Here is a 19,783-nt window from a genome sequence, read left to right on the forward strand (position 1 = left end):
GCGATGGGGGGCCAACGTCCGGCGGCCGCGGGCCGCGCCGCCACCTATTCCGCGCAATTCCTGAAGATCAAGGCGCAGGCCGAAGGCGGCGTGGCGGCAGCCCAGCACAGCCTGGGCTTCCTGTACTTCAATGGCGACGGCGTCCCGCAGAGCTACGAGCTGGCGCTGGCCTGGTACCGGCAGGCGGCCAATGCGGGCCTGGCGCACGCGCAGTACAACCTGGGCGTGATGTACCAGAAGGGCCTGGGCGTCGATGCGGACCTGGCCGAGGCGGCGCACTGGTACCGCCTCGCCGCGCAGCAGGGCTATGCCGCCGCCCAGTACAACCTGGGCTGGCTGTATGCGAAGGGCCAGGGCATCGCCGCCGATCCGGCCCAGGCGCGCCACTGGTTCGAGCTGGCCGCCGAGCAGGGCGATGCCGGCGCGCAGAACAATCTCGCCATGATGTACGACACGGGCAAGGGCGTGCCGCAGGACGTGGTGCAGGCCGGCGCCTGGTACCGCAAGGCCGCCGAGCAGGGCTATGCGCGCGCCCAGTTCAACCTGGCGCTGCGCTACGACAGCGGGCAGGGCGTGGCGCGCGACCCGCAGCAGGCCGTCATGTGGTTCCGCCGCGCGGCAGAACAGGGGCACGCGCCGGCCCAGTTCAATCTCGCGCTGCGTTACGACAAGGGCGATGCCATCGAGGCCGATGCCGCGCAGGCCGTGCACTGGTACCGCGCCGCCGCGCAGCAGAACCATGTCAGCTCGCAGTTCAACCTGGCCCTGGTCCTCGACAACGGGCCGGCGGCATTGCGCGACGAAGCGCAGGCCACCGGGTGGTACCGCCGCGCGGCCGAACAGGGCCATGCGGCCGCCCAGCACAACCTCGGCCAGCGCTGCGAACTGGGGCAGGGCACGCCGCGCGACATGGCCGCGGCTGCGCACTGGTACCTGAAGGCGGCCGAGCAGGACTTCCCGTCCGCGCAATACCAGCTGGGCCAGCTCCATGAAGCGGGCAATGGCGTGCCGCGCGATGCTGCCGAAGTGCTGGCCTGGTACCGCAAGGCTGCCGGCCAGGGGCATCTGCGCGCCCAGTTCGACCTGGCCCTGCGCTGCGAGACGGGACAGTGTGCGGGCGAGGCCATGCCGGTGGACCTGCACGAAGCGCTGCACTGGTACCGCCGCGCCGCCGACCAGGACTACACGCCGGCCCAGTACAACCTGGGCCAGCTGCACGACCGCGACGACGGTCCCGCCCCGGACGTCCTGCAGGCCAACGGCTGGTACCGCAAGGCGGCCGAGGGGGGCCACGCGCTGGCCCAGTTCACGCTGGCGCTCCGTTACGACAATGGCCTGGGCATCCCGCGCGACTTCGCCCTGGCGTTCGGCTGGTACCTGAAAGCCGCCCTGCAGGGCCACTCCCGCGCCCAGCTGAACGTGGGCCTGATGTACTTCGCCGGCCAGGGCACCCCGCGCGACATGGCGCAGGCCCACCAGTGGCTGCAGCTCGCCGCCCGCGCCGACGAACCCGGCGCCGCCCGCTACCTGCGCGACGCCGCCGCCCGGCTGCCCAGCGTCCAGCCCGCAACTGCCCAGCCCGTGTCCACCTTGGGGTCAACCCCAAAATCGGACACGGCCTCAGCCGTAATCGCTGGTGCGGGCGGCGCTAGCGGTTGAGTTCGTGTCCGAAAACGGGGTTGACCCCAAGGTGGACACGGACTCGGCAATATATTTGATGCCGTGTGACAATTTGAGATGAAGTTCGGCAATGTTCGGCCGTTAATGCTGAGTAGGGGACGTTTCCCGTCCTTCCCAGCAGACAGGTGCCGCCATGGCCATAACTTTAACCAACGTGAATTCGCTGTTCGCGCAGCGCGCGCTGGCACGGGCCGGGGCGGACACGACGACCGTCCTGCAGCGCCTCTCCAGCGGCCTGCGCATCAATTCGGCGAAGGACGATGCCGCCGGCCTGGCCATCTCGGACCGCATGACGTCGCGCCTGCGCGGCCTCACGCAGGCGGGCCGCAACCTCAACGACGGCATCTCGCTGACGCAGACGGCGGAAAGCGCCATCGGCCAGCTGGGCGACAATTTCCAGCGCATCCGCGAGCTGGCCGTGCAGGCCGCCAACGACACCAATAATGCCTCCGACCGCGACGCCATCCAGCAGGAGACGAACGAGCTGGTAAAGGAAAACCGCCGCATCGTGGCGGTCACGCGCTTCAACGGTATCGCGCTGCTCGATGGCAGCTTCCACGGATCGATCCAGGCCAGCGAGCGCGCCGGCGACGTCATTCCGATTCATATCGCCGCGATGTTCACCGCGCAGGAAGAAGACATCGACATGGGCAGCCATGCCGGCGCCACCGCGGCGCTGAAGTACATCGACGGCAAGCTTGATTTCTTCAACCTGCAGCGCGCCAGCCTGGGCGCCATGCAGAACCGCCTCGGCCGCGCCTACGACAATGCGTCGAATGCATTTACCAACCTGTCCGACGCGCGCTCGCGCATCCTCGACACGGATTACGCCGCCGAAGCGGCCACCCTGACGCGCAGCCAGATCCTGCAGCAGGCCGCGTCGGCGATGCTGGCGCAGGCGAACTCGATGCCCAACCAGATCCTGACGCTGCTGCGCTAGCGTTCCACGGATCCGAGGAGGACACCGGCGCCAGGCCGGCGGCGGGGCAGCTGCGCTAGCGGCCAGCCGCTCCCGCGCGGCCGAACTGCCGGTCGAGGAAGTCATAGGCCTGGTCCTGCACTTCGGCCGGGAACTCGTGGCCGCCGGGGCGCAGGTGCGTCTCGAATTTGTCCGCAGCGCCCCAGGCCGCCCACACCTTCGCCATCTTCGCGTACGCATCGCGCGTGGGGCCGACCGGGAACAGCTTGTCCGTCTCGCCGCTGAAGAAGATGCCCGGCTTCGGCGCGGCCAGGCTGGCCACGTCCGGATAATCGAGCCACTTCACCAGGCCGGGATGCAGCATCTGGTACGAAGAGCCGCCGCGCAGCTGGTTGCTGCCGGGGACCATCAGGCCCTTCAGTGTGGCCATCCAGCTGACTGCGACGAAGGCGGTCACGTCGTCCGACAGCGCGGCCAGCTGCCAGGCGCGGAACGCACCCATCGAGAAGCCGATCGCCGCCACGCGCTTGGTGTCGACCTCCGGCAGCGAAGCGAGGAAGGCGGCGGCGCGCACATCCTCCAGCGCCATATTGCCGGCCATCGTGCTGCCCAGGTTCAGGAAGTTGGCCGACAGCGCCTGCTGCTGCTCGCCGGTGAGGGGACCGCGGTCGCCCCAGCCGACGGCATCCGTCGCCAGCACCACGTAGCCCCGCTTCGCCAGCGCATCGCCGGGCCAGCGACCGGTGAAATGCTTGTCCGCCCACCCCTTGCTGGACGCGTGCTTGACCTCGTCGTTCAGCGGCTCGATGGCCTTTTCCTTGCCGATGTCGAAGCGCCCGCCATGGTCGTGCAGCATCAGCGCGGCAGGATGTTTGCCCGCCGCCTTCGGCACCAGCAGCAGTGCACGCACGCGGCTCATGCCGGTCAGGTTGAACACCAGCTCCCTGGCCACGTAGCTGCCGCGGTCCTGCTGCGACAGCACCTGCGCGTTGAACGGCGTGGCATCGCGCTCCTGCATCGTGAGCTCCCACACTTTCGCGCGGCCCTTGTCGCGCCAGGCCTTCAGGTCCTTCACTTGCGGATTCCACGCCAGCGGAAAGGTGAGCTTGTCCTTCAGCGCCGCCGAGAACGCGGGCATGCCATCGACGACGCCGGGCGCCTCGTATTGAACGCCGGTGGGTGCATCGGCCGCGTTGGCGCCGGTGGCCAGCAGCGCCGCGAGCAGGGCGGCAGTGAGTCGGTGGGACGATGGAATGGCACGCGGCATGGGGTCTCCTGATCTTCTCGTAAGCCTGCTATTTTGCCATGCAACGCGGGGCTGGATTCATTGCGTAAATTGCCATACGATGTTGCGGTTTTCACCGCTGTTTTACTGCTGTCGACCGCAAACCACCAGGAGCCGCGATGTCCCGAACGATGCGTCACGTTGTGCCGATGTTGTGCCTGTCCCTCCTTGCCGGCAGTGCGCTGGCCGATGCACCGGAGACGCCGCCGGAACAGGTGCTGGTCGTCGGCCAGAAGCCGGGACCGGGCATGTGGAAGGTCACCAGGGGCGACCACGTGATGTGGGTGTTCGGCTCCTACGGCCCGCTGCCGAAGGCGATGGAATGGCGCTCGCAGCAGGTGGAAGCGGTGATGGCGCAGTCGCAGGAATTCCTCACCGAGCCGGGCGCGAACTACTCGGTCGGCATCCTGCGCGGCATCACGCTGCTGCCGTTCGCGATCGGTGCGAAGAACAATCCGAACGGCGAGAAACTGCGCGAGGTCGTACCAGCGGATACCTACGAACGCTGGCTGGCGCTGAAGAAGAAGTACATCGGCGAGGACAGCGGCATCGAGAAGGAACGGCCCGTCTTCGCTGCAGGCGCGCTGTACGACAAGGCGCTGCGCCAGTCCGGGCTGACGCGGGCGGTCGACCTGCGCGAGCAGATGCTGGCACTGGCAAAGAAGAACAAGCTGAAGATCACCTCCGCCACCGTCACGCTCGACGTGGACAGCCCGGTCAAGGCGCTGCGCGAATTCAAGAAGCAGCAGCTGGCGGACCTGCCGTGCTTCACCAGAACGATCGAGCGGCTGGAGACGGACCTCGACACGGTGCGCCTGCGCGCCAACGCCTGGGCAAAGGGCGACATCGACACGATCCGCAAGCTGGGCTACCAGGACCAGGCCGCCGACTGCAGCCGCGCCTTCATGGAAAACACGGCGCTGCAGGAACACGGCTTCCGGGACATGGAGAACCGCATCCGCGAGAAGTGGATCGTGGCCGTGGAGACGGCGCTGATCGCCAACAAGTCCACCGTGGCGATGCTGCCCATTAAGCAGATCCTGGCGGAGGACGGCATGTTCGCCGCGTTGCAGGCGCGGGGATACAAGGTGGAGCACCCGGATTGACGGGCTTCGACAGGCGCGGAGTTGTAACGATCAGCAGGAGCGCATAGAATGCACGGGCAGTCTTCCACCACGCGGGTGTAGCTCAATGGTAGAGCAGGAGCTTCCCAAGCTTAAGACGAGGGTTCGATCCCCTTCACCCGCTCCATTTCGGGCCGCGTCCTTCGACGCATGGCTTCGGAGCCCGCTCAGTTGCCCGGCGCGTCGTCGTCAGCGGCGTACACTTCTACCGACCAGATGTAGTCATAGGCGCTCTGTGCCACCGTTGTCCGGTAGCCATGGCTGACGAGCAGGGCCGCGTAAGCTTCGGCCTCGGCTTCTTTTGCAAAGAATTTTTCTTCCAGCACCAGGGGGGCCGGAGCGCCGGTCGCTGCGGCCGTGCTGTCGGCGGGCAGCTGGAGGAGGGCGGTCAAGCCCATTGCATCGCTCAGCCTGGCAAGCAGGCCACGGTGCCCGGTGTTGCCATCAGAGGACATTACTACGTGGGAGTCGGCAAATGCCGTCGTCCCGAGAGCCTTGCTGTTCATCGCCGTCTCCGCATAGTTTCATTATTTATAATACCAACTGTTACAATCGATTATAGTCCCGGTCGATATTGCGTGGAAGCATTTAACCTTTCCTGTCTCGTGCCCGCCACAGGATTGGCGCACCTGCCGACACTTTCATGTCGGCAATGCAATGACATGAGACTGCGCCAGCCGGAAAAAGTTTCCGTTATCTGGCCGGAGCATCGGCCCCGATCAATGGCAAAGGGGACTTCTGCAAAACCAAATCCTTTATAATCCGCGTTTCCGGCTTTCGCAAAGAGCCAGCCATCGTCACCGAGCGCCCACGTCCGCGATGTTTTCACGTCCGATAGTCCAACTGCTGCTGTCGCTGCTGTTGCTGGTTTCCCAGCAGCTGGCGCTGTCGCACGGCTATACGCACGTGCCGAACCCGGGACCGCAGCAGGTCCAGCTCGACACGAATGACGATGGCTCACCCAAGGCGCCCGCCGCCGATCACCTGTGCGGCCAGTGTCTCTCCGCCTCCCAGCTGGCCTTCGCGCTGGGATTGCCCACCTGGGGCATCAAGGCGGTCCGCCCCGAATACGTTCTTCTCGATTCCATCTTCACCGCACCGGCCTGCCTGCAGCCGGTCTGCCACTTCCAGCCGCGCGCCCCGCCTCGGGCCTGACCTGCCGTTCCACCGTAATCCATCAACCGCTGCGCACGATGCGCGGCGGTGGCTCGTCATTCCATCTATCGAGGTTTAGTACATGAACACGCAACGCACGCTGCTCGCCAGCGCGATCCTGGCCGCCCTGTCGTCCGCCGCATTCGCCCAGTCCACCATCACCACGACCGATCCGGTGGTGCCGAAGGTCGTCGTGACCGCCAACCCGTTCCGCACCGGCGAGAGCGACCAGATCCTCACGCCGGCGAAAGTGCTGCAGGGCGACGAGCTGCGCGACAAGGCCGGCAGCTCGCTGGGCGAGACGCTGTCGCAGGAACTGGGCGTGTCCGCGTCCGCGTTCGGCGCCGGCGCATCGCGCCCGATCATCCGCGGCATGGAAGGCCCGCGCGTGAAGATGCTGGAGAACGGCATGGCCGTCTCCGATGTCTCCGGCCTGTCGAACGACCACGCCGTGTCGGCCGAAGGGGCTGTCGCGCACCAGATCGAAATCCTGCGGGGACCGGCGGCGCTGCTGTACGGCTCCGGCGCGATCGGCGGCCTGGTCAACGTCGTCAACGAGCGCATTCCCACCACGCTCGAGCCGATAGTCACGGGCCAGGTCGAGGCGCGCTACAGCACCGTGGATACGGGCAGGAATACTTCCGGTACCATCGACGGCTCGGTCGGCAGGTTCGCGCTGCATGCGGACGGCAACTGGCGCGAGGCGGACGACTACAAGATCCCCGGCACGCGCGTGATCGGCGACCCGGATTCGGGTTCGGGACGCCTGGCCAACTCCGGCACGCGCGAGCGCAATCTCGGCCTCGGCGCTTCGTATGTCGAGGACTGGGGCTATGTCGGCGCCTCCGTCTCGCGGCTGACCAACCTGTACGGCATCCCCAGCGACGAAGGCTCGAAGATCGACCAGAAGCAGACCCGCTACGACATCGAGGGCCTCGTGAAGGCGCCGTTCACGGGCTTCGAGAACCTGAAGTTCAAGGCCGGCTACACCAGCTACGAACACGCCGAACTGGGCGAGGACGATGCGCCGGAAGTGATCTTCAGGAACCGCTCGACCGAGACGCGCCTGGAGATGTCGCACCTGCCGCTGGCCGGCTGGCGCGGCACCTTCGGCATCCAGACCGAGAACACCAACTTCTCGGCCCTCTCCGCGGAAGGCGGCGCGGACACGGTGCCGGTCACGCATTCCACGTCGCAGGCCGGCTTCCTCGTCGAGGAAAAGGACGTGGGACCGGTGCGCCTGTCCGCCGGCGGCCGCCTGGAGCATGTGAAGCGCGAACCGGTGACGGGGCTGGACCGCTCGTTCGACCTGAAATCCGGCTCGGTCGGCGCGCAGTGGCCGTTCATGCAGGGCTATGCGGCCGGCCTGACGTTCTCGTACGCCGAGCGCGCGCCCGCCACCGAGGAGCTGTACTCGGCCGGCCCGCACGACGCCACGGCCACCTTCGATGTCGGGAATCCGGACTTCGACAAGGAGCGTTCGCGCAATGTGGAACTGTCGGTGCAGAAGACCACGGGGCTGGTGCGCTGGAAGGCCAATGTGTACCGCAACAAGTTCAAGGACTTCATCTACGGGAACATCACCGGCAACCTGCTGGACGAAGAGGGCAACCCGGGAGACGCGCTGCGCGAGCGCATCTTCGAGCAGGCCAACGCCACGGTCCGCGGTGCCGAAGCCGAGCTGACGTACAACGAGACGGGCGCCGGCTGGTCGGGCCGCCTGTTTGCCGACACGTCGCGCGGCAAGCTCGATGGCGCCGGCAGCCTGCCGCTGCAGCCGGCGGACCGCATCGGTGCCTCGGTCGGCTACCGCATGGATGCGCTGCGCACGGGCCTGTCGCTGGTGCACGGCCGCGGCCAGGACCGCCTCGCCTCCTTCGAGGACACGCCCACGGAGAGCTACAACCAGCTCAACGCCAACCTGTCGTACACGCAGAAGGTCGGCAGCAACGACCTGACCTGGTTCCTGCTGGCGAAGAACCTGCTGAACGACGAGATCCGGCTGTCGACCTCCGTGCTGAAGGACATCGCGCCGCTGCCGGGTCGCAGCTTCGTGTTCGGCGTGCGCGCCAAGTTCTAGGCCTTATCCAGGTATTAATGTCGAGCCCGTGTCACGTGGGGTAAGGCACTGTGACACGAGCTCGTCAGCAGTAGTTGGTCAATTGTTACGTGGACGGTGCGTCACTTAACGGACTGGGGCGCTGGTGGGCGCGATCCTGAAAGCCTTTCAAGCTACTAGGAGCGCACCATGTCCGACAATCTCGCCAACCGCGGCCCGCAGGACCGCAGCCGCATCAATGTCCACGAATCCTGGGAACTGCGTTACTGGACGAAGGAGCTGGGCCTGACGGAAGACCAGCTGCGCGACGCCGTCAAGGCCGCCGGTCCGGCCGTCTCCGCCGTGCGCAAGCACCTGGGCAAGGAGGCTTGACCGGCCACTCCCGCAACGGTCGATATGGCCCGACGGCAAGCGTGCGCGCGGGCCGGACCGTGCGTGCTAGCATGCCCGCCTTTCATCAGGCCTGAGCAAATGACCGAAGATATCTGGGTTAAGGGGTATGTCTACAGTGTCGAGGTCGCGGAAGAACCGGTAGAGGGAGGACGTTACCGGGGCCAGATTCTCGTCAAGGCACACCGCTATACGGGCCGTGATTTCGCACCGCCCATCCTCATCGAAACGCCGGCCGTGTTCAAGCGCGAACATGCGGCCGAGATCGAGGCGCGCGCCCTGGCGCGTGAACTGATCGATGGCGGCCACCTGGAAGAACGTATCCGCGTGGCGCTGCAGGACGCCGCCTGAGGGCGGCGTTTTTTTTGCCTCAGTCCTTCATCGGCACGTCGAGCCACACCGAATAGGCCAGGCGCTTGCCTTCCCACAGGCCGCCGCCGCGCACGGCGCCTTCCGCCGATGTCAGCTTTCCTTCCCGTTCGTGCCGTTTGAGCAGCGCCCGGAACGCCAGCGCATCCTTCGGCGCCAGATAGCCCACCATCTCGCCGGACAGGAACACGGCCACCGCCTTGTCCTCGTACGGGTTGACGTCGTCCGGCAGCAGCAGGGCCGGGTGGCGCGCATCGGCCTTCGCTTCGCCATGAGCGCCGGCCAGCCGGGCGATCGTGTCGCGGTAGCGCGATTCGCCCGCCACTTCGAGCTCGAAGCGGCCGGCATCCGACCAGTGATGCGCCGGTTCGCCATCCGGCACGGGCGTGTAGGCGCCGGCGGCCGGGTGGCCCGGCCGTGCGGCGGGCTGCGGCCGTGTCTTGAGCAGGTAGTACAGCGCCAGCAGCGCGACCAGGATGATGACGATGTTCAGCGCTTGCGCCATGGACGGCTTTCCGTTTCGGTAAAGGGCGCCATTATCGCAGGCGGCGGCGGGGGAGGCGACCGGGATCGGCCAGGGAGTTGATCAATGCGCGGCCAAAGAGCTGTGGATGAGCGCCGAACGAGCGGACGGGAATTGGCCAGTGAATCGGCAAGCGGAGCGGCTGGGGGCAGCCGGGGGCGGCTGATATAATCGCCGTCTTTTTCAGCAAGCGTTCACCATGTCTTCCGAAACCCCACCGAAGGGCCCCGCGCGGTCCATGCTCTACGATCCTACCGAGCACCGTATCCGCAGCTTCGTCACCCGCGCCGGCCGCCTGTCCACCGCGCAGGAACGCGCCCTGGCCGAGCTGGGGCCGCAGTACGCGATCGAGTACACCAAGGCGCCGCTGGACTATGCCCAGGCATTCGGCCGCACGGCGCCGGTGATCCTGGAGATCGGCTTCGGCATGGGCCAGACCACCGCGCACATCGCCAAGCTGATGCCGGAGAAGGATTTCATCGGCGTGGAAGTGCACACGCCGGGCGTGGGCAGCCTGCTGAAACTGATCGGCGAGGAAGGGCTCTCGAACCTGCGCGTGATCCAGCACGATGCCGTCGAGGTCCTGAACAACATGATCCCGGACGGCTCGCTGGCCGGCCTGCACATCTACTTCCCGGACCCGTGGCACAAGGCACGCCACAACAAGCGCCGTCTGATCCAGGCACCGTTCGTGAAGCTGCTGGTGCAGAAGATGGCGCCGGGCGGCTACCTGCACCTGGCAACGGACTGGGAAGACTACGCGGTACAGATGCTGGAAGTGCTGTCGGCCGAGGAAGGCCTGCAGAACACGGCCGAAGGCTATGCGCCGCAGCCGGCGTACCGGCCGCTGACCAAGTTCGAGAACCGGGGCCTGAAGCTGGGCCACGGCGTGTGGGATCTGGTGTTCACCAAGAAGTAAGAATCCCCGATGTTCACGGGTTACGTCAGGTCGATGATCAGCCGGACGATCTCGTCGCCATAGGAAGCGAGCTTCTTCTCGCCCACGCCGGACACGCCGCGCAGGTCGTCCAGCGACGTGGGGCGGGCCTTGGCGATCTCGCGCAGGGTCGCATCCACGAAGATCACGTACGCCGGCACATTGTGCTCGCGCGCCGCGCCCATCCGCCAGGCGCGCAGCCGCTCGAAGATCATCTGCTCTGCGCTGCTCAGGTCCATCTCCACATAGCCCTTCGGCGACGACGATGCCCGCTTGGCCTTCACCGGCTTCTGGTACTGGCGCAGCTGGACCTTCTGGCCGCCCTTCAGCACCGGGCGCGCCGCATCCGTCAGCTTCAATGAGCTGTACTGCTCGTGGTCGACGGTGACGAGGCCCAGCGCGATCACCTGGCGCAGGATGGCGCGCCATTCCTGCTCGCTGCGGTCGGCGCCGATGCCGAACACGGACAGGTCGGCATGGTGCCAGGTGCGGATGCGGTCCGTCTCCACGCCGCGCAGCACCTCGATGACGTGCGTGGCGGCAAAGCGCTGGTCGACGCGGTAGATGGTCGACAGCAGCTTCTGCACCGGCACCGTGCCGTCGAACGACACGGGAGGAATCAGGCAGGTGTCGCAGTTGCCGCACGGGGTCGACGGCTCGCCGAAATAGTCCAGCAGGCGCACGCGCCGGCACGACAGCGTTTCGCACAGGCCCAGCATCGCATCCAGCTTGGCGCCCAGGACGCGCTTGAATTCCTCGTCGGCCTCGGATTCATCGATCATCCGGCGCTGCAGCACCACGTCCTGCAGGCCGTAGGCCATCCAGGCATTGGCCGGCATGCCGTCGCGGCCGGCGCGGCCCGTCTCCTGGTAGTAGCCTTCGATGCTCTTCGGCAGATCCAGGTGGGCGACGAAGCGCACGTCCGGCTTGTCGATGCCCATGCCGAACGCGATGGTCGCCACCATCACCAGGTTCTCCTCGCGCAGGAAACGCGCCTGGTGGTCGGCCCGTTTCGCGTAGTCCATGCCGGCGTGGTAGGGCAGGGCGCGGATGCCGTTTTCATTCAGCATCTCGGCCGTCTCTTCCACCTTCTTGCGCGACAGGCAGTAGACGATGCCGGAGTCGCCCGGATGCTCGGCGGTGATGAAGTCCAGCAGCTGCTTGCGGCCGTTGGTCTTTTCGACGATCGCGTAGCGGATGTTCGGGCGGTCGAACGACGACACGAACTGCGCCGCATTGGTCAGGTCGAGGCGGTGGGCGATCTCGGCGCGGGTCTGCTGGTCGGCGGTGGCCGTCAGCGCGATGCGCGGCACGCCCGGGAACTGCTCGTGCAGCACCGACAGCTTGATGTATTCGGGCCGGAAATCGTGGCCCCACTGCGACACGCAGTGCGCCTCGTCGATGGCGAACAGGGCGATCTTCGAATCCTGCAGCAGGTCGAAGCAGCGCTGCGTCATCAGCCGTTCCGGCGCGATGTAGACCAGGTCGAGCTGGCCGGTGCGCACCATCCGCTCGATGCGGGCGGCTTCTTCCCAGGTCTGCGTGGAGTTCAGGAAGGCGGCGCGCACGCCCACCTCGGCCAGCGCATCGACCTGGTCCTGCATCAGCGCGATCAGCGGGGAGATGACGACGCCCACGCCGTCGCGCAGCAGGGCCGGGATCTGGTAGCACAGCGACTTGCCGCCGCCGGTGGGCATCAGGACCAGCGCATCGCCGCCATTGGCGACCTGCTCGACGATCTCGGCCTGCTGGCCGCGGAACGCGGAATAGCCGAAGACGGATTCGAGCAGGTGCAGGGCGCGTTGACTGAGGTCCAGTTGATCCATTGATAACTTCTAAGGTTGCTACTCCGCCCAGGTCACGGTACCGGTGTAGGCCGTGGCAATCACCACGAGACCGAACACTATACGGTACCAGGCGAAGATGGTGAAGTCATGCGAGCTGATATATCGCAGCAGCCACCGGACGCACAGGAAGGCGGAAACGAATGCCGAGATCGTGCCGATGCCGAACAGCGGCAGGTCGGCGGCCGACAGCAGCGCGCGTTCCTTGTACAGCGAGTAGAAAGTGGCGCCCAGCAGCGTGGGGATGGCCAGGAAGAACGAGAACTCGGTGGCGGCCTTGCGCGACAGGCCCAGCATCATGCCGCCGATGATCGTGGCGCCCGAGCGGCTGGTGCCGGGAATCAGCGCGAACGCCTGGGCGCAGCCGACCTTCAGCGCGTCCAGGTGCGTCATGTCGTCCACCGACTGCACGCGCACCGACACGGGATTGACGCGCGCACGGCGCTCCACCCACAGGATGATGAAGCCGCCGACGATGAAGGCGGTCGCCACCGGTACCGGCGCGAACAGCGATTCCTTGATCATGCCGTTGAAGCAGAAGCCCAGAATCGCGGCCGGCAGGAAGCCGATGATCACGTTGAGCATGATGCGGCGCGCCTTCGGGTCGTGGCCCAGTCCGGCCAGCACGTTGCCGATCTTGACGCGGTATTCCCAGATCACGGACAGCATGGCGCCGCCCTGGATGGCGATCTCGAACACTTTCACTTTCTCGCCGGTGAAGTTCAGCAGGCTGCCAGCCAGGATCAGGTGGCCGGTGGAGGAGATGGGCAGGAATTCGGTAAACCCTTCGACCAGGCCCATGATGAGGGCTTTCAACGCGAGAACGATATCCATTGTGTCAGTGATGAAGTGAGGGAAGATGCATGGAGGAAAACCGGCGAAGCTTACCACGAGGGGGCGCGCGCCAGCCGCGCTGCTCGGCCGTTTGGCGCTGGATAATGCAATTTTTCATGCAATTAAGTCATCGTTAAGGCGCAAAGGCTCGCTTGTTGCGTAGGAAGGGGTAAATGGCAACGTTGTTGTTTCCACGCTAACGCGGACGATGATGCTTCTTGTCAAAAATAAAAATTTTCAGGCGAACAAAAATGGTCTCCCACCGTTATCTGGAGCCCGCCATGAAACCATCCACCCCAGCCCATCTGAAAACCGCCCGCGGCCATGCCGGCTTTGCCGTCTGGTATGCGCTGCTGGCCATGCTCCTGCTGGTCATGGTGCCGGAAACGGCGTCGCCTAGCTGGTGGGCGGTCGCAATGCTGGGGGCCGCCATGCTGCTGCACCTCGTGCTGGGTTGGGGAGCACGCCGGGCGCACGGCTGGGCGCGCTCGGTCACGTTGTGGATGTGTTTTCCGCTGCTGGCCGTCGTACCGCTCGGCACGCTGGCCGCCATCCAGATGATTTCGTATTGCTGGCGGGGCTGGGAGCGGCAGTCGTCCTAGCCGATCAGGCTGGTCATGCCGATGGCGCATCAGTGATGCGCCATTTTCATCTGCGCCATTTTTGATTCGATCATCGGATTGATAGCGATACCACGGCGAATGGTCTAAACTAGCCACTAAAATATTAGTGACCGTTTGCGGCCAGAGTTGCCCTGCGCTCTCCGAACCGCATTTCCAGTGCATAGCCATGAAAGAAACCATGAACGACACCCCCGTGATCACCGCCGTCCGCGTCATTCCCGTTGCCGGCCGCGACAGCATGCTGCTGAACCTGTCCGGTGCCCATGCGCCTTACTTCACCCGCAACCTGCTGATCCTGACGGACAGTTCGGGCCGGCAGGGCGTCGGCGAAGTGCCCGGCGGCGAGGCGATCCGCAAGACGCTGGAAGACGCCGAAGCGCTGATCGTCGGCCGCAAGGTGGGCGACTACAACGCCATCCTGAACGCGGCGCGCACTGCCTTCGCCAGCCGCGACGCCGGGGGCCGCGGCCTGCAGACATTCGACCTGCGCATCGCCATCCACGCCGTGACGGCGATCGAATCGGCGCTGCTCGACCTGCTGGGCCAGTTCCTGGAGGTGCCGGTGGCCGCGCTGCTGGGCGACGGCCAGCAGCGCGAGCAGGTGCCCATGCTGGGCTACCTGTTCTTCATCGGCGACAAGGGCAAGACGGATCTGCCCTACAACAGCGAGCCCGATGCCGTGGACGCCTGGGGCCGCCTGCGCCACGAAACGGCCATGACGCCGGAAGCGGTGGTGGCGCTGGCCGAGGCCTCCTACGAGCGTTATGGCTTCAAGGACTTCAAGCTGAAGGGCGGCGTGCTGCGCGGCGAGGAAGAGATGGAGGCCGTCACCGCGCTGGCCGAGCGCTTCCCCGACGCGCGCGTCACGCTCGATCCGAACGGCGGCTGGCTGCTGAAGGATGCGATCCGCCTGTGCCGCGACAAGGGCGATGTGCTGGCCTATGCGGAAGACCCGTGCGGCGCCGAGAACGGCTACTCGGGCCGCGAGGTGATGGCCGAGTTCCGCCGCGCCACCGGCCTGCCGACGGCCACCAACATGATCGCCACCGACTGGCGCGAGCTGGGCCACGCGATCCAGCTCCAGGCCGTGACGATTCCCCTGGCCGACCCGCACTTCTGGACGATGCAGGGCTCCGTGCGCGTGGCGCAGCTGTGCCATGAATGGGGCCTGACGTGGGGCTCGCACTCGAACAACCACTTCGACGTCTCGCTGGCGATGTTCACCCACGTGGCCGCCGCCGCGCCGGGCCAGATCACGGCGATCGACACGCACTGGATCTGGCAGGACGGCCAGCGCCTCACGAAGGAGCCGCTGCAGATCCGCGGCGGCCTGGTCGACGTGCCGAAGAAGCCCGGCCTGGGCGTCGAGCTGGACATGGTGGAAGTGGAAAAGGCCCACCAGCTGTACCTGAAGGAAGGCCTGGGCGCGCGCAACGACGCGATGGCGATGCAGTTCCTGATCCCTGGCTGGACGTTCGACAGCAAGCGGCCCTGCCTGGTGCGCTGAGTCCGTGCTGCCGGCAGGTGTTCAGGCGCCGGCCGGCAGCACGGCGGTTGAATACGGCGCCAGCACCCGCCAGCCCAGACGCTCGTACAGCGTGCGTCCCGCCTCGGTAGCGACGAGCAGCCGCTCGCGGACATCGGCCTGCGCGGTCCGCGCATCCAGCGCGAACATCAGGGCCCGTGCCAGGCCGCGGCGCCGGTGCGCCGCATGCGTTTCGATGCGGTCGAACACGGCCGTGCCGCTGTTGAGCACGATGCGGCCCGATGCTGCCGTCATGCCATCGGCATCGGCCAGGCGCAGCACCGCGGCGCCATGCTCCCGCTCGGCCACCAGCGTATAGCCGGCCGGTGCAGTGCCGTCGATCGCTTGCCCATCGCTCATCGCTTCCGCCCGATGCATCAGGTAACGGGGCTGTTCGAGCACCCACCGATGCGGCAACGCGTCGCGCAACGCTTGCGGCATGACCGCGGCCTTCAGATACACGAACGGCGCATCGATACCCGCCGCGCAGGCCTGCAACGCCGGCCCGGCATCGACGAAAACATGCCGTCGCAACTGCCCGGACCAGCCCACGTCGACCACCAGACCGCCATCTTCGCGGCGCGGCAACGGCAAGCCGCGCGCCAGGCTCCAGCAGGCCAGCCAGCGTTCGAGGAGAGCGAGGTCGACGGTGGGCGGGGTGGTCATGCCGGCGCCGTCATCTTCTCCAGCGCATCCAGCCAGCGGATCGCCTGTTCGCGGCTGGACCCGCACATCTCCCCGGAAGGCTGCAGCCCGCCGCAGAACTTCGGCCGCTCCGGCTTGCCGAAGATGCGGCAGCGATTGGCATCGTCGAGCTGGATGCAGCGCACGCCCGCCGGCTTCCCGTCCGGCATGCCGGGAATGGGACTCGTGATGGAAGGCGCGGTGCAGCAGGCACCGCAATGGTCGCGGCAGTTCATGGGAACAATGGAAGGACGGCGGGAAACCGCGCATTTTACTCCGCTGGCCCGCGTCAGCGCCTCAATGCGCCCCCAGCAGCAGCGACACCGAATACAGCAGCACGCCCACCACGCCGCCCACGAGCGTGCCGCTAATGCGGATGAACTGCAGGTCGCTGCCCACCTGCTGCTCCAGCTTCGCCGAGACGGTCTCGGCATCCCACTTGTCGATCACCTTCTGCACCACGGCGACAATGAGGCCGCGCCGCTCGACGATTGCCTCGGCGGCAAAGCCCTTCAGCCAGTCGTTCAGCTTGATGCGCACGGGCTCGTTCTGCGCCAGCGCATTGGCGAAGATGCGCACTGCATCCTGCACCCGGAGCAGCAGGCGCGACTCGGGCGAGGCGCCGGCGTTCAGCAGGCGCTCGCGCAGGTCGGTCCACACCTCGGCCACGTAGGCGCGGAACAGTGGATGCTCCAGTCCGCGCGTCAGCAGCGCGCGCAGCTTGTCCTCGTACTCCGGCGAATGCTGCAGGTTGTCGATCAGTTCCTCGACCAGCAGCTGGAAGCGCTGGCGCCATGCGCCGTCCTCGTTGGCCATGTCGTCGAGGATGCTGCCGATGCCGTCCATCAGCCGCTCGAAGAATTTTTCGTCGACCATGCGCGGGATCCACTTCGGGCTGTGCTCGTGCACCTTCTGGCGGATGTAGCCGCGGTTCTCTTCCAGCGCGTGGGCGACCAGGCCCAGCACCTTCTGCAGCAGCCGCACGTGCTGGCGGCCGGAGACGAGCACCGTCAGCACCTGCGCCAGCACGGGGGCCAGCCGCACATCCTTCAGGCTGGAGGACAGCGCACCGCCCACGAAGGCGGCCGCATCGCGGTCTTCCACCATGTTCAGCACGGCCGGGATGGTGCCCACGATGCGTTCGGCCACCGCGCGGCTGTTGGCCTCGTCCGCCAGCCAGCGCGCCGCGACGCCGGCCAGGTCGATGTCCTGCAGCTCGCTGCGCACCACGTCCGGCGTGATGAAATTGTGTTCGAGGAATTCGGCGATATTGGCGCCGATGCGGTCCTTGTTGCGGGGGATGATGGCCGTGTGCGGGATCGGCAGCCCGAGCGGATGGCGGAACAGCGCCGTCACGGCAAACCAGTCCGCCAGGCCGCCCACCATCGCGGCCTCGGCAAACGCGGCCACGAAGCCCAGCCACGGATAGCCCGGCTGCAGCAGGCGCGCGGCCACGAACAGGGCGGCCATCGCGGCCAGCAGGCAGGTGGCGATGAGGCGGATGCGCCGCAGGCGCTGGCGTGGATCGCGGTGCGGCAAGGTGGTCTCCCGGCGTTGGTCTGGTTGCAATGATGAACCAGCGTGCGGGGCTATTCCGTGCGGCAGCGAACGTCGCCCGGGGCGCGGCTGGATTAGCATCGGCGCAAAGGAGAGACACCATGGACCGGGAACGACCGAAGGAAGGCGACCTGGTGCGGCCGATCGGCTGGCACCAGAAGATGATCGTCGTGGCCATCCAGGGCGGCGACATCCGCTGCCGCTGGAACGACGACGATGGCGAGCACGAGCAGGATTTCCCGGCCGGGCAGCTGGAAACGGTGCGGCGCGGTGCCGATTTCTCCGCCCATCCGGAGCGCAGCCGGGTGACGCACCGGCCTTGAATCCTGCACTGGCGAGGCTTTCCAATTGCAAGCTTCCTTGACGTTGCCTTATAGCAGGCCTATCATTTAATGACTTGTAAGTAAGTTACTGATGATTGCCGACATGAACCAGCCGATGCCCGCCGAACCGAAACCGCGCTGGGAGCGCCGCAAGGATGCCCGCCCGCACGAGCTGCTGTCCGCCGCGCTGGACCTGTTCGTGGACCGTGGTTACGCCGCCACCCGCCTGGAAGACGTGGCGCGCCGCGCCGGCGTGTCGAAGGGTACGCTGTACCTGTACTTCGAGAACAAGCAGGAGCTGTTCAAGGCTGTCGTTCGCGAGAACATCGTGCAGGTCATCGGCCGCGCCGAAAGCGATGTGGCCGCTGCCGACGATGTCTCCTGTTCCGAGCTGCTGCGCACCATGCTGCGCCGCTGGTGGACCGACGTGGCCGCCACGCGGGCCTCCGGCCTGGCCAAGCTGATCATGGCCGAAGCGGGCAACTTCCCCGAAATCGCGCAGTTCTACAACGACGAGGTAATCGCGCGTGGCCATGCACTGCTGTCCTCGATCGTGCGGCGCGGCATCGAGCGGGGCGAGTTCGCGCCCGTCGATCCGGACGTGATGACGCGCGTGCTGACGGCGCCCGTGATCATGCTCATGCTGTGGGCGCACAGCTTCGATCCCTGCGGCAGCCAGGTCGAGCCGGACGTGTTCCTCGACACCTACCTGGAACTGGTACGGCGCGGCATGGCCGCCGGCTGACCGCGCGAAATCCGCCGTTTCAACCCTGCCAAACTGCAGACTGTCGCAATTTTCCGCCAGCCTCCGCCGTTATCGTTAATATCCCGCCCTGACCAGTTCAACGATAAAATGTCGGATTCCTATTCCTTCACCGAGTACCAAGATGAATATCGAACAAGCCCGCTTCAATATGATCGAACAGCAGATTCGCCCGTGGAATGTGCTGGACACCGATATCCTCGATCTGTTGATGGTCGTAAAACGCGAGAATTTTGTACCGGAAGCCACCCGCACCCTGGCGTTCGCCGACACCGCCATCCCGCTGCCGGGCGGCACCGCGATGCTGACGCCGAAACTGGAAGCGCGCATCGTGCAGGACGTGGAAGTGAAGAAGCATGAGAACGTGCTGCTGGTCGGTGCCGGCACCGGCTACCTGGCCGCGCTGCTGGCGCACCGCGCCCGCCACGTGACGGCCGTGGAAATCGATCCGGCCCTGAAGGACATCGCGCAGAAGAACCTGGCGCAGAACGGCGTCACCAATGTCACCGTGGAACTGGGCAACGGCGCGCAGGGCTGGGACAAGGGCGCCCCGTTCGACGTGATCGTGTTTGCCGGCGCGCTGCCGGTGCTGCCGGAAAGCGTGCTGCAGCAGGTGAAGACGGGCGGCCGCATCCTGGCGATCATCGGCGAATCGCCGGTCATGTCGGCGCACCTGGTCACCCGCACGGGCGAGCACGGCTACGACACCAAGAAGCTGTTCGAAACGGACGTGAAGCCGCTGCAGGCCGCGCTCACGCCTTCCCACTTCACGTTCTGAGGCCGCCATGCAGCAACTGAGCGCGCCCGAACTGGCGGCCTGGCTGGCCGACGACAGCCGTGCCAAACCCTTCCTGCTGGACGTGCGCGAGCCGTGGGAATTCGAGACCTGCCATATTGAAGGTGCGCAGCTGATGCCGATGCAGTCGATCCCGGCGCGCATCGACGACCTGGACGAAGATGCGGAAATCGTCTGCATCTGCCACCACGGCGCGCGCAGCCTGCAGGTGGCGGCGTTCCTGGAACGCCATGGCTTCGGCAAGCTGAGCAACCTGACCGGCGGCGTGCATGCCTGGGCGCTGCAGGTCGACGAATCGATGCCGAAGTACTGAAAGAGACACGGTTCGACAAGCAGTCCGGGTAGTGCAGCAAGACCAATAAGAATGTAGTCCTGTCCAAAACGGAGAATGCA

Annotated in this window: 22 protein-coding genes and 1 tRNA gene; 15 read left to right on the forward strand and 8 right to left on the reverse strand. The window is 66.2% G+C overall.

All coding sequences use genetic code 11. The features are described 5' to 3' along the window. Positions 1–3 precede the first annotated feature (3 nt). Together IP91_RS23280 and IP91_RS23285 are read left to right on the forward strand one after the other, a co-directional pair. The gene (locus IP91_RS23280) at positions 4–1,659 is read left to right on the forward strand and encodes a tetratricopeptide repeat protein (RefSeq protein ID WP_145652480.1); all 1,656 of its coding nucleotides are present in this window, start codon (positions 4–6) and stop codon (positions 1,657–1,659) included. A gap of 154 nt (positions 1,660–1,813) precedes the next feature. After that, positions 1,814–2,620 (forward strand): flagellin N-terminal helical domain-containing protein, encoded by an 807-nt coding sequence (locus IP91_RS23285; protein ID WP_145652483.1) that lies wholly within the window; start codon positions 1,814–1,816, stop codon positions 2,618–2,620. A gap of 55 nt (positions 2,621–2,675) precedes the next feature. On the opposite strand, the gene IP91_RS23290 is transcribed toward IP91_RS23285, so the two are convergent. Beyond that, a complete protein-coding gene (locus IP91_RS23290; RefSeq protein WP_145652485.1) occupies positions 2,676–3,866 on the reverse strand; it encodes a dienelactone hydrolase family protein in 1,191 nt (396 codons plus the stop codon). A gap of 137 nt (positions 3,867–4,003) precedes the next feature. On the opposite strand from IP91_RS23290, the gene IP91_RS23295 reads away from it, so the two are divergent. Further along, positions 4,004–4,990: a TraB/GumN family protein gene (locus IP91_RS23295; RefSeq protein ID WP_145652487.1), complete on the forward strand. Its 987-nt coding sequence runs from the start codon at positions 4,004–4,006 to the stop codon at positions 4,988–4,990. Positions 4,991–5,061: 71 nt separating this feature from the next. After that, positions 5,062–5,135: transfer RNA gene (locus tag IP91_RS23300), tRNA-Gly, on the forward strand. A 40-nt stretch (positions 5,136–5,175) separates the two neighbouring features. Here IP91_RS23300 and IP91_RS23305 read toward each other — a convergent pair. Continuing rightward, positions 5,176–5,514: a hypothetical protein gene (locus IP91_RS23305; RefSeq protein WP_145652489.1), complete on the reverse strand. Its 339-nt coding sequence runs from the start codon at positions 5,512–5,514 to the stop codon at positions 5,176–5,178. A 313-nt stretch (positions 5,515–5,827) separates the two neighbouring features. On the opposite strand from IP91_RS23305, the gene IP91_RS23310 reads away from it, so the two are divergent. The 4 genes from IP91_RS23310 (at position 5,828) to IP91_RS23325 (ending at position 8,963) form a co-directional block, all read left to right on the forward strand. Next, a complete protein-coding gene (locus IP91_RS23310) occupies positions 5,828–6,163 on the forward strand; it encodes a hypothetical protein (RefSeq protein ID WP_145652491.1) in 336 nt (111 codons plus the stop codon). Positions 6,164–6,245: 82 nt separating this feature from the next. After that, the gene (locus IP91_RS23315; protein WP_145652493.1) at positions 6,246–8,243 is read left to right on the forward strand and encodes a TonB-dependent receptor; all 1,998 of its coding nucleotides are present in this window, start codon (positions 6,246–6,248) and stop codon (positions 8,241–8,243) included. Between the two features lie 168 nt (positions 8,244–8,411). Next, positions 8,412–8,594, forward strand: coding sequence for a DUF3606 domain-containing protein (locus tag IP91_RS23320; protein WP_145652495.1), 183 nt, complete (start codon positions 8,412–8,414; stop codon positions 8,592–8,594). 99 nt (positions 8,595–8,693) lie between these two features. Continuing rightward, positions 8,694–8,963 carry a hypothetical protein gene (locus tag IP91_RS23325; RefSeq protein WP_145652497.1) on the forward strand — a complete coding sequence of 90 codons (270 nt, stop codon included), beginning with the start codon at positions 8,694–8,696 and terminating at the stop codon, positions 8,961–8,963. 19 nt (positions 8,964–8,982) lie between these two features. On the opposite strand, the gene IP91_RS23330 is transcribed toward IP91_RS23325, so the two are convergent. Further along, on the reverse strand, positions 8,983–9,486 hold the full coding sequence (locus tag IP91_RS23330; protein ID WP_145652499.1) for a hypothetical protein: 504 nt from the start codon (positions 9,484–9,486) through the stop codon (positions 8,983–8,985). Between the two features lie 256 nt (positions 9,487–9,742). Between IP91_RS23330 and trmB the strand changes: the two genes are divergently transcribed. Continuing rightward, entirely contained in the window at positions 9,743–10,423 is a 681-nt protein-coding gene (trmB, locus tag IP91_RS23335; protein WP_145652501.1) for a tRNA (guanosine(46)-N7)-methyltransferase TrmB, read from the forward strand. 20 nt (positions 10,424–10,443) lie between these two features. Here trmB and recQ read toward each other — a convergent pair whose 3' ends face one another. Both recQ and IP91_RS23345 read right to left on the reverse strand, forming a co-directional pair. Next, the gene (recQ, locus tag IP91_RS23340; RefSeq protein ID WP_145652503.1) at positions 10,444–12,267 is read right to left on the reverse strand and encodes a DNA helicase RecQ; all 1,824 of its coding nucleotides are present in this window, start codon (positions 12,265–12,267) and stop codon (positions 10,444–10,446) included. Between the two features lie 18 nt (positions 12,268–12,285). Next, complete coding sequence (locus IP91_RS23345; RefSeq protein ID WP_145652505.1) at positions 12,286–13,119, reverse strand: undecaprenyl-diphosphate phosphatase; 834 nt, start codon at positions 13,117–13,119, stop codon at positions 12,286–12,288. A gap of 281 nt (positions 13,120–13,400) precedes the next feature. Between IP91_RS23345 and IP91_RS23350 the strand changes: the two genes are divergently transcribed. Next, complete coding sequence (locus IP91_RS23350; protein ID WP_145652507.1) at positions 13,401–13,721, forward strand: hypothetical protein; 321 nt, start codon at positions 13,401–13,403, stop codon at positions 13,719–13,721. A 199-nt stretch (positions 13,722–13,920) separates the two neighbouring features. Continuing rightward, positions 13,921–15,249 (forward strand): glucarate dehydratase, encoded by a 1,329-nt coding sequence (gene gudD, locus IP91_RS23355; protein WP_229474887.1) that lies wholly within the window; start codon positions 13,921–13,923, stop codon positions 15,247–15,249. 21 nt (positions 15,250–15,270) lie between these two features. On the opposite strand, the gene IP91_RS23360 is transcribed toward gudD, so the two are convergent. The 3 genes from IP91_RS23360 to IP91_RS23370 all read right to left on the reverse strand — a co-directional run bounded on the left by IP91_RS23360 (position 15,271) and on the right by IP91_RS23370 (position 17,490). Then, positions 15,271–15,933 carry a GNAT family N-acetyltransferase gene (locus tag IP91_RS23360; RefSeq protein WP_145652511.1) on the reverse strand — a complete coding sequence of 221 codons (663 nt, stop codon included), beginning with the start codon at positions 15,931–15,933 and terminating at the stop codon, positions 15,271–15,273. Next, the gene (locus IP91_RS23365; protein WP_145652513.1) at positions 15,930–16,187 is read right to left on the reverse strand and encodes a YkgJ family cysteine cluster protein; all 258 of its coding nucleotides are present in this window, start codon (positions 16,185–16,187) and stop codon (positions 15,930–15,932) included. The genes IP91_RS23360 and IP91_RS23365 overlap by 4 nt, the downstream gene beginning before the upstream one ends. Before the next feature lie 61 nt (positions 16,188–16,248). Beyond that, positions 16,249–17,490 (reverse strand): DUF445 domain-containing protein, encoded by a 1,242-nt coding sequence (locus IP91_RS23370; protein ID WP_229474889.1) that lies wholly within the window; start codon positions 17,488–17,490, stop codon positions 16,249–16,251. Positions 17,491–17,609: 119 nt separating this feature from the next. Between IP91_RS23370 and IP91_RS23375 the strand changes: the two genes are divergently transcribed. The 4 genes from IP91_RS23375 to IP91_RS23390 all read left to right on the forward strand — a co-directional run bounded on the left by IP91_RS23375 (position 17,610) and on the right by IP91_RS23390 (position 19,703). Then, positions 17,610–17,831: a hypothetical protein gene (locus IP91_RS23375; RefSeq protein WP_145652517.1), complete on the forward strand. Its 222-nt coding sequence runs from the start codon at positions 17,610–17,612 to the stop codon at positions 17,829–17,831. 103 nt (positions 17,832–17,934) lie between these two features. Beyond that, positions 17,935–18,576: a TetR/AcrR family transcriptional regulator gene (locus tag IP91_RS23380; protein ID WP_229474891.1), complete on the forward strand. Its 642-nt coding sequence runs from the start codon at positions 17,935–17,937 to the stop codon at positions 18,574–18,576. A 142-nt stretch (positions 18,577–18,718) separates the two neighbouring features. Next, the gene (locus tag IP91_RS23385) at positions 18,719–19,372 is read left to right on the forward strand and encodes a protein-L-isoaspartate O-methyltransferase family protein (protein ID WP_145652519.1); all 654 of its coding nucleotides are present in this window, start codon (positions 18,719–18,721) and stop codon (positions 19,370–19,372) included. A gap of 7 nt (positions 19,373–19,379) precedes the next feature. After that, positions 19,380–19,703 (forward strand): rhodanese-like domain-containing protein, encoded by a 324-nt coding sequence (locus IP91_RS23390; protein WP_145652521.1) that lies wholly within the window; start codon positions 19,380–19,382, stop codon positions 19,701–19,703. The last annotated feature ends 80 nt before the right edge of the window (positions 19,704–19,783 follow it).

Origin of the sequence: Pseudoduganella lurida, assembly GCF_007830455.1 — a bacterium.
GTDB classification, from domain to species: Bacteria; Pseudomonadota; Gammaproteobacteria; order Burkholderiales; family Burkholderiaceae_D; genus Rugamonas; species Rugamonas lurida.